The organism is Flavobacterium soli DSM 19725, from assembly GCF_000422705.1.
GTDB classification, from domain to species: Bacteria; Bacteroidota; Bacteroidia; order Flavobacteriales; family Flavobacteriaceae; genus Flavobacterium; species Flavobacterium soli.
Window position 1 is genome coordinate 32,317 of record NZ_AUGO01000003.1, and the last position, 13,953, is coordinate 46,269.

Sequence of the window (13,953 nt, forward strand, 5' to 3'; positions counted from 1 at the left end):
TAAATTAGCTATACTTATACCAATTAAAATGACTGTAAAAATAACCGGAATCGGGAGTTATATACCAGAACAAAGAGTGTCCAATGCTGATTTTGAAAGTCACACCTTTTTAAATGAAGACGGAAGCTTGATCAACTCAACGAATGATATCATTATTGAGAAATTTAAAGGGATTACAGGAATTGAAGAACGGCGATATGCAACTCCAGATCTAGTCGCTTCTGATATTGCCTTCCTAGCTTCTCAAAAAGCAATTGAGAATGCTAACATCGATCCTGAAACCATTGATTATATAATCTTTGCACATAATTTTGGCGATGTTAGACATGGCGCCATCCAGTCGGATATTCTGCCAAGTTTAGCTACAAGGGTAAAACATAAATTGCAAATTAAAAACCCAAAATGTGTTGCTTTCGACATCCTTTTTGGTTGTCCAGGATGGATTGAAGGCGTACTTCAAGCCAATGCCTATATCAAATCCGGGATGGCAAAGCGTTGTTTGGTAATTGGTGCCGAAACCCTTTCGCGAGTGGTTGACGCTCACGACCGTGACAGTATGATTTATTCAGATGGTGCTGGAGCTTCCATCATAGAAGCATCCGAAAATGACAATGAAGGAATACTTTCTCACGAAAGTGCCACTTTTGCCTACGAAGAAGCTAATTATTTATTCTTCGGAAATTCCTTCAACAAAGACCTTGACCCTGATGTTCGATACATCAAAATGTATGGTCGAAAAATATATGAATTTGCCTTGACCAATGTTCCATTAGCGATGAAAAGCTGTCTTGAAAAAAGTGGTGTTGCTATTGATGATGTCAAGAAAATCCTCATCCATCAGGCAAACGAAAAAATGGACGAAGCCATCATCAACCGTTTCTACAAACTGTATGGTAAAACTGCTCCAGAAGGCATTATGCCCATGAGCATCAACTTCCTTGGGAACAGTAGTGTTGCAACCGTTCCAACGCTTTACGATTTGCTCATTCACGGAAAAATTGAAAATCAAGAACTTCACAAAGGCGATGTCGTGATCTTTGCATCAGTTGGTGCTGGAATGAACGTGAATGCATTTGTTTATCGTTACTAATTAATTTATTTTAGAAGCTAATCCAGCTTTCCACTCCAAGTCCTCGCTCAAAAATTGTGTTTTTAATGTCCTAAAAACAGCTTCCGTTGGTCGCTTTTTTAGAACACAAAACACTAATTTTTGAGCTCCGGGCTTTACACTTCAATCTGGGCTATTCTGCTGAAACTTCAACATCAGATATTACCAAAACTTATTTATCTTTGCCACTTCGAGCCAATTATCGAAAGCAAAACTATGTACGAAAAAACATTTCCAAACAAACGTTTCAAACACACTTTAGAATTTCTAAAAAAACATATTTCTACTCAAGAAACAATCTTTGATTTAGGCGTTCCAAATCCGTTTTCTAAAATAATGGAAGAGAATGGCTATACGGTAAAAAACACCAAAGGCGAGGATTTGGATAACGATCAAACTGCTTTGCAAACCGAAGCGTATTCTGTTTTTACGGCTTTTGAAATTTTCGAACATTTATTGAATCCATACACGGTTTTACAAAATGTAAAATGCGATAAATTATTAATTTCCATTCCACTACGTTTATGGTTTTCGCCAGCCTACAGAAGCAAAACCGACATGTGGGACCGACACTATCACGAATTTGAAGATTGGCAATTGGACTGGCTTTTAGAAAAAACAGGTTGGAAAATCACGGCAAGAGAGAAATTTACACATCCTGTAAAAAAGCTAGGTTTCAGACCTCTTTTGCGTTACTTTACTCCTAGATATTATATTGTTTTTGCCGAAAGGAAATAATTCAGTCTATGAAATATTACATCGTCATTCCATCACACAACGAAGAAAAACTAATTTCTTTGACCTTGCAATCCTTGGTTGAGCAAACCGTTTTGCCAACAAAAATTGTTGTTGTGAATGATAATTCCACTGATAGAACCGAAGAAAATGTTTTGGCATTCGCCGAAAAATATCCGTTCATTTCATTAGTAAACAAAACTTCCGATGCAATTCATTTACCAGGAAGCAAAGTGATTCAAGCTTTTCAAAAAGGGGTTGAAACTTTAGATGAGAATTATGATTTTATAGTAAAAGCCGATGCAGACTTGATTTTTCCTAAGAATTATTTCGAAACAATAATTAATCATTTCAAATCAGATGACAAAATTGGAATGGCAGGAGGTTTTTGCTACATCGAAAAAAATGGCGAATGGGTTTTAGAAAACCTTACCGATAAAGATCATATTCGCGGAGCATTGAAAGCTTATCGAAAAGAATGTTTCCAACAAATTGGCGGATTGAAACCTGCAATGGGTTGGGACACAGTTGATGAATTGCTTTCGAAATTCTACGGATGGAAAGTTATCACGGATACTTCTTTAAAAGTCAAACATTTAAAACCTACTGGTGCCAACTATAACAAAACCGCTCGTTACAAACAGGGAGAAGCATTTTATACCTTGGGATATGGTTTTTGGATTACAGCAATAGCTTCGGCGAAACTTGCAATGATGAAGAAAAAGCCACTATTGTTTTTAGACTACATTCATGGTTTTATTAAAGCCAAATCTGCTAAAAAAACAATGTTGGTCACTCCCGAACAAGCAAAATTCATCCGCAATTATCGTTTGAAAAAAATGAAAGAAAAGTTATTTTAAAGATAAAAAGTATCCACTCATACTCCATAACTCATAACTTCTTTTTAAATTAGCCATTATTTAATGCTATGATGTTAATCCGCTATTTATCGCAGATAGGAAGATATTTCCTGATGTGGAAAGAAATCTTCAATAAACCCACAAAATGGTCGGTAATGAAAGGCCTTCTACTCAAAGAAATCGATGATTTGATTATTGGTTCGCTTGGAATTGTTGCCTTCATTTCATTCTTTGTTGGTGGAGTTGTTGCCATTCAAACCGCTTTAAACCTTACCAATCCTTTGATTCCAAAATACCTTATTGGTTTTGCCACACGACAATCAGTAATCCTTGAATTTGCTCCAACTTTTATTTCCATCATTATGGCGGGAAAAATGGGTTCATTTATAACTTCAAGCATTGGAACGATGAGAGTTACTGAACAAATCGATGCTTTGGAAGTTATGGGTGTTAACTCATTAAACTATTTGGTTTTTCCAAAGTTAATTGCACTCCTACTCTACCCTTTTGTAATTGGAATTGCTATGTTTTTAGGGATTCTTGGAGGCTGGATGGCTGGTGTTTATGGAGGTTTCACTTCAAGTGACGAATTTATAAATGGCTTACAGATAGATTTCATTCCGTTTCATATTGCTTATGCTTTTATAAAAACATTTGTTTTCGCTCTTTTATTGGCTACCATTCCTTCTTTTCATGGTTATTATATGAAAGGTGGAGCATTGGAAGTTGGTAAAGCTAGTACAGTGGCATTTGTTTGGACATCGGTAACCATTATCTTAATCAACTATATTCTAACCCAATTACTTTTGAGCAAATGATAGAGATAAAAAATTTAGAGAAATCCTTTGGCGACAGCAAAGTTTTAAAAGGTATTTCAACCGTTTTCGAAACTGGAAAAACAAACTTGATAATTGGCCAGAGTGGTTCTGGAAAAACGGTACTTTTGAAATCACTTTTAGGAATTCACGCACCTGATTCGGGTCAGATTATTTTTGACGGACGGGTTTATTCGGATTTGACCCCAGATGAAAAGAGAGCATTGAGAACTGAAATCGGAATGGTTTTTCAAGGAAGTGCCTTATTCGACTCGATGACAGTTGCTCAAAATGTAGCTTTTCCTTTGAAAATGTTCACCAAAAACAACCGATCAGAAACAAATGATCGCGTTGATTTTGTTCTAAAAAGGGTTAACCTGATTGATGCCCATCATAAATTGCCTTCTGAAATTTCTGGAGGAATGCAAAAGCGTGTTGCCATTGCAAGAGCCATTGTAAATCATCCAAAATATCTTTTTTGTGATGAACCAAATTCAGGACTAGATCCCAATACTTCAACAATTATCGATAATTTGATTAAGGAAATTACTGAAGAATATGATATCACAACGGTCATTAACACACATGATATGAACTCGGTGATGGAGATTGGAGAAAATATTCTTTTTCTTAAAAATGGCTTGAAAGCTTGGCAAGGCAACAAAGAAGAAATATTTATTACTGATAACGAAGCTGTTGTTGACTTTGTTTATTCCTCAAATTTATTTAAAAAAGTAAGAGAGGCTTATTTGAAAGATTTGAAATAGTTAATGGGTTTTGTAAACCCAGCCCGTTCTTTGTTCTCCATCATTCATAAGGACATAATAAAAATAGGTAGCATCAGGCAATTCCCTGTTTTTAAAATCTTGACCTTTCCATTCATTTTTGTAATTTTCTTTCTCATAAACTAAACGACCATATCGGCTGTAAATTTTTAGGTTCATTATATCAAAACCTGATAAATCAAATGCATCGTTGTCACCATCATTGTTGGGGGAAATACCTTTGGGTATATGACAAACAGTGCTCAAGACATCAAAATTTGAAGCGTTTGAACATCCTTCAGTATTGGTAATTGTTAACGTATAAGTTCCAATTGGAAAATTAGTTACAGTAATGGGATTTTCATCCGAAGTGAAGCCATTTGGACCGGACCAATTATACGAAACCGTATTCTCATCAAATGAATTTTGAACCGAAAAAGCCCTTAGAATATAATTATCTTCATTGTTTTCACATCCGCCTTCAATTACAAACTGTGGAAAGTCATTTACCATCAAACTTGCTGAAACAGTTTCAGATTCGCAACCCGCCAATATAATTTTCAAACTATACACACCATCATTTATAGAAGTTGGATTTTCAATAATTGGGCTTTGTTCTGTTGATGTAAAACCATTTGGGCCAGTCCATTGATACACTCCATTTTCAATATCAGAAGCAAATAATTGAAGTGGTTCATTTGTACAAAAAACACTTTCAGCGGTAATTTCTGGAGTTTCGGGGATTTCATTAATGGTAATTGTTACTGTCGCTTCATCTGAATTAGAGCACAAATCACTCACAGTATATCTGAATTGATAAGTGCCTGAAATTATGCTTGTAGCATTCCAATTGTTTCCAGAAAGCATTCCGCTATTTGTTATCTCTTGCCAAATTCCGTTTTCATCATAATCTGACAATAATGAAAACAAATTTATTTGACCAGGCGAACCGCAATAAGTTGGATTTGTAGAAACTCCAGCTTCGGGCAAATCAGCATCCAGAAAAACATCCGCATCCGAAATAAAATTGATGCAAGAAGCTGGGTTATCGGCATAAAAAACTCTAACGTGATAAGTTCCAGAATCTGTAATGGGATCAAAAGTTGGAAAACTTAAGATATTGGAAGTGCCTAAAATTACACTTGTATCTCCATCTTTCCACCATTCATAACTTAAAAAAGGAAACGAAAGAACCGAAAGTGCCACATTTTGGCCAGAACACAAATTATCAATTTCGATAGGAAAACCATTTGAATTTCCAATTTCATAATCGGCCAAAAGCACATTTCCACAATCATCTTCTACTTCGAATCCATAGACAGCGGCTTCTACACCTAAAAAAAGACTTGAGTTGAGGTTATCGATTTCAAATGGATTACCATTTTTAGTAATAATTTTATACTCAAAAGGTGCAACTCCCGAAACATCTACAATCACATCGTAAGTTTCGTCTTGGCACGAAACACTCACCACATTATTGATTTTTGGTTGAGCCAAAAATTCGAATTCATGAACGTCAACAAAACAATTTTGGCTACTAGTTGCATTTCCAAAAATGTTGTAACGTCCTAAAACTCTAAATTGTCCATAACCAGTAATATTGTAAGTCATTACATTTGGAGGAAGCGGAATCGAATTCAAATTAGAAGGTGATATATTTTCAATATAAACCGTTCCAGTAACAGGATGCCGCCAAGTATTTGTAAGAGGATCAAATTTTTGAAGCCAATAAGACATGGGATTTGAAACATTTGTCTGAGGCACAACTTGAAGATCGAAAGAGCCACAGTTTTGCATTACATTGACAGTTGCTGTTTGCTGATAAGTACCAATTACACACGTAATTTCGAATTCATTATCACAAACATCGAGCGTTTTGAAAACATAATTTCCCTGAGGAAGTGTATTCATAAAAAAATTAAAAGAAGCACTATCGATATTAAAAGAAACATCATACGGCAATGCGAATCCTGAACCAGCAGGAGCTTGGATCATCATGACACTTGCAAAATCGCTCGGACTAATGATACTTACTGAACCAAAACCAGGTTCACAACCATTCAAAACTGTTCGAAAAGGCGGTGGAATATCGGGTGTATCAACTTCAATATTGAGAATATGTTCTACTCCACAAAAGTCGAATACGGAGAAAGAATATTCTCCATTTGGCAATACTCCTAATTCAAAACTACTTTCGCCAGTAGCTACCAAAATATGAGGAATTGTATTGGGATAAGTGCTTGGAGCAACAATCACTGTTGCACTTTCAGCATTTTTAATAGTATAAAGCAATGAATTACAACCCGTTATTTCTGAAGTAATAGAAGGATTCACAGACGGAAAAGGCATATTCCCATTGGTTATGAATAAGTTTCCGCAGCCATCTGTAACCTCCAGCGTGTAAGAAAAAGATTGATTTGGAAAAAGAGGAATATCTTGGGAAACGCTAATGAGATCATCATCACCGCTTTCTAAAATTATATCCTGAATAATGGGTAGGCCTGTTGGCGGATTTAGAACATAATGGATCGTTATCGGATATATAAAATCTTCTGTTCCGGCATTATTTAATGTTTGCGTTACTGATGCAATATTGCAATCGCTATTGTTTACTGTATTAATAACAGAAATCTGCAAATCTTCGGCAGTATCCAAAAGTGTATAAGTTTGTACTATTCCGTCACCACAATCATCAAAAACCCTCACAAGATATACCCCTGCTACCAAACCTGTAAACACATTTGAAGTTTGCAATGGCTTAATTACAGGACCGGAAATTATTTCATATTCCACTGCATTTCCTTGAAGGACATTGACAGTTATTTTATTTTCGCATAAATAACTGCCACTTGTTAAAAAATATTCAAGTTGCACAATTTGCCCTAAAATGGTGATATCTTGTTGTTGCGAATTACTTTCAGTTCCTAATGATTGGGTGGCTATCACACGATAATTTCCAGCAGACAAGCCACTGTATAAATTTCCAGTTGTAACACCAATCGCCGTTGTGGTATCCGGCAATAAATAAATGGAATAAATGAGAGTCGCTCCGGTTGTAACTCCTGTTGTTGCAAAACTTAATGTAGCATTATTTTGGCACGTTTCATTTGTTGCAGTAACAACTAAAGAAAAATCTGGAAGCTGGCAATAGGAATATTGTGTAAAAAGTATGAAAAACACAATTCTAAATTTGTAGTTCAATAAAGAATTGAGTAGGGTTTTCATGCAAATATTAAATTTTTGACTTTAAAGATATGAAAATCAATAATACAAAAACCTAATCACGAAAGAAAAAGATTATAATTTACTTTTTATCAGCTTCAATTTTGGAAACAATTGCCTTTATTTCTTGCTCTTTATCTTTTGGATAAATCAATAAAACATCGTCCTTATCCACAATAATATAATCATTTAAACCATCTACAATAATCAATTTTGAAGCATCAGTCCTAATAATATTGTTTGAAGCATTTTCCATGTAAACAACAGCATTTACAACCGCATTATTATTTGAATCTTTACCGAGTTTTTCGTGAAGCGAACCCCAAGTCCCGAGATCGTTCCAATCAAAAGTTGCAGGTAGTACAAAAACATTGTTGGCACTTTCCATCACTGCATAGTCAATCGAAATATTTTCGGCTAGACCGTAATTTTTGTTGATAAAATCAGCCTCAAACTCAGTATTATAAATTGACAAACCTTCGGAAAACAAAGCCAACATCTGCGGTTGGAATTTTTCAAAAGCCTCTAAAACCGATTTAATACTCCAGATAAAAATTCCTCCATTCCATAGAAAATTACCGCTATCCAAAAAAGACTTTGCTGTTTCATAATCTGGTTTTTCTCTAAATTGACTTACTTTTTTTACCTGATTTATATCGGATTTATTGTATTCAATATAGCCAAAGCCAGTATTAGGGAAAGTCGGTTGAATTCCCAGCGTCATCAAAGCATTTTCACTTGAACAGAAATCAAAAGAAGTTTGCAAATCCTCAATAAATGCATTTTCATCTTCAATCCAATGATCACTTGGAGCGACAACTACGAGAGCATCGGGATTTTGTTTTTGAATTTTCAAAGAAGCATATAAAATACAAGGTGCTGTATTTCGCATGGCTGGTTCTAACAAAACTTGTTCTTGTTTTACCATCGGCAATTGACTTAAAACAAGATCATTATATCTTTCATTTGTGAGAATAAGAATGTTTTCTGCCGGAATTAATTTAGCCAATCTACTGAAAGTCTTTTGAATGAGAGTTTCGCCACATCCTAACATATCGTGAAATTGTTTCGGAAATTCTGTTGTACTTACCGGCCAAAAACGAGAACCAACTCCTCCAGCCATTAATATTGCATAATAATTTTTATTCATCTCTATTTTTTCAAATGGACTTATTCAAGTAATTCAAATGTATGTATTTTCAGTCACACCACCTTAAGTAATTATCAATAAAACTATCAAAATTACCATTAAATTAATTCGGCAATAATTCTACTTCTGCATTAGGATTAAATAAATACACCCTTCCTGAGCTAACTTCTTTGCATTCATATCGTTTTACTCTCAAACTTCCTTTTTTAAAAATTTTCCCATTATGAATTCTGAAAATACTTCCAATGGGAATTTCAAAAATAAAATTCTTGTCGTTTTCTTTGTCAAAATATTTTAAAGCTAAAGCCAATTTAGCATCTGTATCGCTACTTGCCGTTGGATTTTTAAAATGTCTTGCTAAAAGGGGTAACAATTGCGAAGGAAAAATTTCAGGCCTTATAAAAGGAACCATCAACCGCTGAAACGAATATTTCCATTCTGGGCCGTGGGGTTTTATATTCCTGCCAAATTTCTCGAAAGCGACCAAATGGGCAATTTCATGAACCAAAGTAATCAGGAATTTATATTTATTTAAACTCGCATTCACCGTGATTTCGTGTTTTCCAGTAGGTCCTTTTCTATAATCGCCATGTCGTGTCACACGTTCGTTTACAATTTTCAAATGGACCTGATTCACAACAATTAAATCAAAGACAGGCTTAACAGCGTGTTCGGGTATATATTTGGCTAACGTTTCGTTCATATATTTTTAAGGCGTTGAAGAAGAAACCTGTAACACCTTTCCATTATAAAATCGATTTCCAGTCAACGTAAAATCATAAATATAATCCGCCATTTCTTCTGCCGAAAGTGGAGCTTCATATCCTGGAAAAGCTTCTGCAAGCATTTCAGTTTGAACCGATCCCAAGGCCAAAACATTGAAGGCAATTCCCTTATCTTTATATTCTTCGGATAATAATTCTGACAAAGTAATCACAGCTCCTTTGCTCGAACTATAAGCCGAAAGTCCCGCAAATTTCATACTTCCCTGAATGCCTCCCATCGAACTAATCGTCACTACATGACTTCCTTTTTCCAAATAAGGCAAACAAATTTGCGTTAATGCCGCAACCCCAAACACGTTTACCCGATATACTTTTTCAAAATCATCAACCGTAGTTTCTGAAAAAGGTTTCAAGACCAAAGCTCCTGCATTATGAACAATTGCATCAACGTTTTTCCAAGTGTTAATTAAAAAATCGGCTACTTTTTTATAATCTTCCATTTCAGATAAATCCACCGAAAGGCAAGTTATATTTGCATGATCAATTAAAACTTGAGGTGTTTTTCGCGAAAGTGCCAAAACCTGATACCCTTCATTTGCAAACTTCAAAGCCAACTCATACCCAATTCCCCTACTCGTTCCTGTAATAATTATATTTTTCATTCTTATATTTTTATCCCGAAGTTTAAGGAGCATCACTTTAGGCTTCTATTAATCCATATTCCCGCCTTCCTTCCAAAACTTTTTTTCTAAAAAAAAGAAAAAAAAGGTTTTTCCCTCCAGTCGGGGCTAATTTAAAATCTTTAGACCTTTTTTACACCTTGATTATTTCAACACTATTTCTTTTGTTGTACTATTTGCCATTTTTTCGACAACTGGCAAAACATCCTGAATAAAGCTCGTCATGTGTTTGGTATCCATCAACTCAAACTCATCATCAACATGATGATAATAAGGATAATTCTCAAAATCAAACGTACAAACTGTCTGACACGGAACACTAAATTCTTGGAAAAAAGGATAATTATCCGATCGCATAAACAGCTGATATTGAAACTCCATCGGCAAATAGCCAACCAGTTTCTTTCCTGCATATTCATTTATTTTTGTTGCCATATTCGACCTGCTAAAACCAGTGATGTAAGCCGTATAATCCGCCCTCATCGGCACACCAATCATCTCAAAATTGAGCATTGAATACAAATTAAATTTCCTCTTCTTCAATTTTTCTGCCAAATGAACAGAACCTAACAAACCAACTTCTTCGGCTGTAAAAAACACTACCAGAATACTTCTTTTATTGGTTTTATTTTTACCAAAATACTTAGCAATTTCTGCGACAGCGGTAACTCCCGAAGCATCATCATTTGCACCATTATTAATTTTATCGCCATTGATTCCACCATCTTTAGAAATCCCAATATGATCATAATGAGCTCCTAAAACGATAAACTCATTTTTCAAAACCGGATCATTTCCTTCAATATACCCTACAACGTTAAAAGTGGTATTCTTGAAATTAGACAATGTATCGCGAAAGCTTTGAAAATAGGGTTTCACTTGATATTCCACCAAAAGCTGCTCTAAAAAAGCACCTGCTTTATTGGTTCCAGCTGTTCCAGCCTCTCTTCCCTCAAAATCATCAGAAGTCAAAGTCTTTAAGGTTTGAGCCACACTTTTCTCATCTACTCTATAATTAAACGATGAGGCTGATTTTACAACTTCATTGGAAGTAGTTGCAACATCAGTAACCTTTGTGGTGGTTTTGCAACCAAAAATAAAAAGCGGAATTAAATAAAGTAATTTTCTCATTTCAGTTTTGTTTTGTATCTGCTAAAATAAACAAAAAAACCCGTCTCATTGTATGAACGAGACGGGTTTTTATCTATAATTTGTAAGCTTAATTAAGCCAACATTGTAACTGGATTTTCTAAATATTGTTTCAAAGTCTGCAAGAACTGAGCTCCTGTAGCACCATCAACCGTTCTGTGATCACAAGCCAAAGTCAATGTCATCGTGTTCCCAACAACAATTTGTCCGTTTTTCACAACTGGTTTTTCAACGATTGCACCAACAGAAAGAATGGCAGAATTTGGCTGGTTAATGATTGAAGTAAATTCAACTATACCAAACATTCCAAGGTTCGAAACTGTAAATGTACTTCCATCCATTTCGGCTGGTTGTAACTTTTTGCTTTTTGCTCTTCCTGCCAAATCTTTCACACTTGCACCAATTTGAGTCAAGCTCATCTGGTCCGTAAATTTCAATACAGGAACAACCAAACCATCTTCAACAGCAACAGCCACACCAATATTCACGTGGTGGTTGATGATTGTTACATCTTCTTTCCATTGTGAATTTACTTTTGGATGTTTTTTCAATGCCATTGCACTTGCCTTGATCACCAAGTCATTGAATGAAACTTTTGTATCAGGCAATGAATTGATTACGTTTCTAGACTGCATTGCATCATCCATTGTCACCTCAATTGTAAGGTAATAATGTGGTGCTGTGAATTTCGACTCCGACAATCTTCTCGCAATGGTTTTACGCATTTGAGAATTTTTGATTTCTTCAGCGAAAGCTTCACCAGCAGGAACAAATGGTTTTACTGGAGCTGCCTGAGCTGTTTCTGCTTTTGCAGAAGTTTCAGCTGTTGCTGGAGCAGCAGCTTGTGGCTTGAAGTTTTCAACATCGCTTTTCACGATACGGCCATTCTCACCAGAACCTTTAACTTGAGAAAGATTGATTCCTTTTTCTTCGGCAATTTTTTTAGCCAAAGGCGAAGCAAAAATTCTTTTTCCGTCGTTATTTGCAACTTCAACTGTTTTTTCTTCAGATTTCTCTTCGGCAGTTTCTGTTTTTTCTTCTTTTGAAGCAGCTGAAGCCGAAGCACCACCTTTTTTATAATTTTCTGCAACGCCTGTAACATCCGTTCCTTCTGGACCAATGATTGCCAAAACGCTGTCAACTGGAGCAGTCTGACCTTCTTCAACACCAATGAACAATAAAGTTCCAGCGTTAAAAGATTCAAACTCCATTGTTGCTTTGTCCGTTTCAATTTCAGCCAAAATATCGCCTTCGCTTACTTTATCACCTACTTTTTTCAACCAAGTTGCAACTGTTCCGTCTGTCATGGTATCGCTCAAACGAGGCATTGTTACCACTATAACTCCCTTTGGTAAAGTAGCTGGAGCTTCTTTAGTTTCAGTTGCTGGTTTTTCTTCAGTAGTTTTTTCTTCTGCTTTTGGAGCTTCTGTTTTCTCTTCCGATTTTGCTTCCGCTGGAGCCGATTTTCCGTTTAATAAATCAGAAATATCTTCACCTTCTTTTCCTATAATTGCCAAAAGCGAATCTACTGGTGCAGAATCTCCTTCCTGGATTCCAATATGCAATAAAGTCCCAGAATTGAAAGATTCAAATTCCATTGTAGCTTTATCGGTTTCAATTTCAGCGAGAATATCGCCTTCGCTGATTTTATCTCCTACTTTTTTAAGCCAAGTAGCTACAGTTCCTTCCGTCATTGTATCGCTCAAGCGAGGCATTGTGATTACTGTTGCCATATTGATTATAATTTATGTGGGATGAAAGGATAATTTTCTTGTTCGTATACTACATCATAAAGTTGCTGTACCTCTGGGAAAGCAGATTCTTCGGCGAATGTTGCACATTCTTCTACTAAATCTTTTACTCTTTCGTCAATTGCTTCAATTTCTTCGTCTGTAGCAAATTTTTGGTCTTTGATTACATCCAAAACTTGCGTAATCGGGTCAATTTTTTTGTACTCCTCAACCTCTTCTTTTGTTCTGTATAATTGAGCATCCGACATTGAGTGTCCCCTGTAACGGTATGTTTTCATTTCAAGGAAAGTTGGTCCGTCTCCACGACGTGCTCTTTCAATTGCTTCATGCATTGCTTCTGCAACTTTTACAGGATTCATTCCGTCAACTGGTCCACAAGGCATTTCATATCCTAAACCAAGTTTCCAAATATCAGTGTGATTTGCAGTTCTTTCTACAGAAGTTCCCATTGCATAACCGTTGTTTTCAACGATGAATACTACTGGAAGTTTCCAAAGCATCGCCATATTGAAAGCTTCGTGCAAAGAACCTTGACGTGCTGCACCATCACCAAAATAGGTCATTGTTACACCACCAGTTTCAAAATATTTATCTGCGAAAGCGATACCGGCACCAACAGGAATTTGAGCCCCTACGATTCCGTGACCACCATAAAAACCGTGTTCTTTAGAAAAGATATGCATCGATCCTCCCATACCTTTGGATGTTCCTGTTACTTTTCCTAGTAACTCTGCCATTACTTTTTTAGGATCAACACCCATACCAATTGGCTGAACGTGATTTCTATAAGCAGTAATCATTTTATCTTTAGACAAGTCCATAGCGTGTAAAGCACCCGCCAAAACTGCTTCCTGACCATTGTATAAGTGAAGAAATCCTCTTACTTTTTGTTGTATGTAAAGTGCTGCTAGTTTGTCTTCAAACTTTCTCCAAAGTAGCATATCTTCATACCACTTTAAATAAACCTCTTTTGTAATTTCTTTCATCTGAATTT

The 13,953-nt window shown here is 35.8% G+C and carries 12 protein-coding genes; 5 read left to right on the forward strand and 7 right to left on the reverse strand.

The window, feature by feature from the left end:
• Positions 1-28 precede the first annotated feature (28 nt).
• The 5 genes from G508_RS0105630 (at position 29) to G508_RS0105650 (ending at position 4,285) form a co-directional block, all read left to right on the forward strand.
• Positions 29-1,090: a 3-oxoacyl-ACP synthase III family protein gene (locus tag G508_RS0105630; RefSeq protein WP_026704396.1), complete on the forward strand. Its 1,062-nt coding sequence runs from the start codon at positions 29-31 to the stop codon at positions 1,088-1,090.
• Between the two features lie 234 nt (positions 1,091-1,324).
• Complete coding sequence (locus tag G508_RS0105635) at positions 1,325-1,846, forward strand: methyltransferase (RefSeq protein WP_026704397.1); 522 nt, start codon at positions 1,325-1,327, stop codon at positions 1,844-1,846.
• 8 nt (positions 1,847-1,854) lie between these two features.
• Complete coding sequence (locus tag G508_RS0105640) at positions 1,855-2,703, forward strand: glycosyltransferase (RefSeq protein WP_026704398.1); 849 nt, start codon at positions 1,855-1,857, stop codon at positions 2,701-2,703.
• Between the two features lie 68 nt (positions 2,704-2,771).
• Positions 2,772-3,521 carry an MlaE family ABC transporter permease gene (locus G508_RS0105645; RefSeq protein ID WP_026704399.1) on the forward strand — a complete coding sequence of 250 codons (750 nt, stop codon included), beginning with the start codon at positions 2,772-2,774 and terminating at the stop codon, positions 3,519-3,521.
• The gene (locus G508_RS0105650) at positions 3,518-4,285 is read left to right on the forward strand and encodes an ABC transporter ATP-binding protein (protein WP_026704400.1); all 768 of its coding nucleotides are present in this window, start codon (positions 3,518-3,520) and stop codon (positions 4,283-4,285) included. Before G508_RS0105645 ends, G508_RS0105650 begins: the two co-directional genes overlap by 4 nt.
• On the opposite strand, the gene G508_RS0105655 is transcribed toward G508_RS0105650, so the two are convergent.
• From G508_RS0105655 to pdhA, 7 genes are all read right to left on the reverse strand, one after another.
• The gene (locus tag G508_RS0105655) at positions 4,286-7,507 is read right to left on the reverse strand and encodes a gliding motility-associated C-terminal domain-containing protein (RefSeq protein WP_026704401.1); all 3,222 of its coding nucleotides are present in this window, start codon (positions 7,505-7,507) and stop codon (positions 4,286-4,288) included.
• A gap of 79 nt (positions 7,508-7,586) precedes the next feature.
• The gene (locus tag G508_RS0105660; protein WP_026704402.1) at positions 7,587-8,654 is read right to left on the reverse strand and encodes a mannose-1-phosphate guanylyltransferase; all 1,068 of its coding nucleotides are present in this window, start codon (positions 8,652-8,654) and stop codon (positions 7,587-7,589) included.
• 103 nt (positions 8,655-8,757) lie between these two features.
• A complete protein-coding gene (locus G508_RS0105665) occupies positions 8,758-9,357 on the reverse strand; it encodes a SprT-like domain-containing protein (protein ID WP_026704403.1) in 600 nt (199 codons plus the stop codon).
• Positions 9,358-9,363: 6 nt separating this feature from the next.
• Positions 9,364-10,041, reverse strand: a complete 678-nt coding sequence (locus G508_RS0105670) for an SDR family NAD(P)-dependent oxidoreductase (RefSeq protein WP_026704404.1) — start codon at positions 10,039-10,041, stop codon at positions 9,364-9,366.
• Positions 10,042-10,203: 162 nt separating this feature from the next.
• Positions 10,204-11,190, reverse strand: a complete 987-nt coding sequence (locus G508_RS0105675; protein ID WP_026704405.1) for a M28 family metallopeptidase — start codon at positions 11,188-11,190, stop codon at positions 10,204-10,206.
• Between the two features lie 92 nt (positions 11,191-11,282).
• Positions 11,283-12,941 carry a pyruvate dehydrogenase complex dihydrolipoamide acetyltransferase gene (locus G508_RS0105680; protein ID WP_026704406.1) on the reverse strand — a complete coding sequence of 553 codons (1,659 nt, stop codon included), beginning with the start codon at positions 12,939-12,941 and terminating at the stop codon, positions 11,283-11,285.
• A gap of 5 nt (positions 12,942-12,946) precedes the next feature.
• On the reverse strand, positions 12,947-13,945 hold the full coding sequence (gene pdhA / locus G508_RS0105685) for a pyruvate dehydrogenase (acetyl-transferring) E1 component subunit alpha (protein WP_026704407.1): 999 nt from the start codon (positions 13,943-13,945) through the stop codon (positions 12,947-12,949).
• Positions 13,946-13,953: the final 8 nt, after the last annotated feature.

Coding starts and splice junctions, on each gene's coding strand:
- G508_RS0105650 (WP_026704400.1), top strand. CDS start 3,518: ATGATAGAGATAAAAAATTTAGAGAAATCCTTTGGCGACAGCAAAGTT.
- G508_RS0105635 (WP_026704397.1), top strand. CDS start 1,325: ATGTACGAAAAAACATTTCCAAACAAACGTTTCAAACACACTTTAGAA.
- G508_RS0105680 (WP_026704406.1), bottom strand. CDS start 12,941: ATGGCAACAGTAATCACAATGCCTCGCTTGAGCGATACAATGACGGAA.
- G508_RS0105645 (WP_026704399.1), top strand. CDS start 2,772: ATGATGTTAATCCGCTATTTATCGCAGATAGGAAGATATTTCCTGATG.
- G508_RS0105660 (WP_026704402.1), bottom strand. CDS start 8,654: ATGAATAAAAATTATTATGCAATATTAATGGCTGGAGGAGTTGGTTCT.
- G508_RS0105675 (WP_026704405.1), bottom strand. CDS start 11,190: ATGAGAAAATTACTTTATTTAATTCCGCTTTTTATTTTTGGTTGCAAA.
- G508_RS0105640 (WP_026704398.1), top strand. CDS start 1,855: ATGAAATATTACATCGTCATTCCATCACACAACGAAGAAAAACTAATT.
- pdhA (WP_026704407.1), bottom strand. CDS start 13,945: ATGAAAGAAATTACAAAAGAGGTTTATTTAAAGTGGTATGAAGATATG.
- G508_RS0105630 (WP_026704396.1), top strand. CDS start 29: ATGACTGTAAAAATAACCGGAATCGGGAGTTATATACCAGAACAAAGA.
- G508_RS0105670 (WP_026704404.1), bottom strand. CDS start 10,041: ATGAAAAATATAATTATTACAGGAACGAGTAGGGGAATTGGGTATGAG.
- G508_RS0105665 (WP_026704403.1), bottom strand. CDS start 9,357: ATGAACGAAACGTTAGCCAAATATATACCCGAACACGCTGTTAAGCCT.
- G508_RS0105655 (WP_026704401.1), bottom strand. CDS start 7,507: ATGAAAACCCTACTCAATTCTTTATTGAACTACAAATTTAGAATTGTG.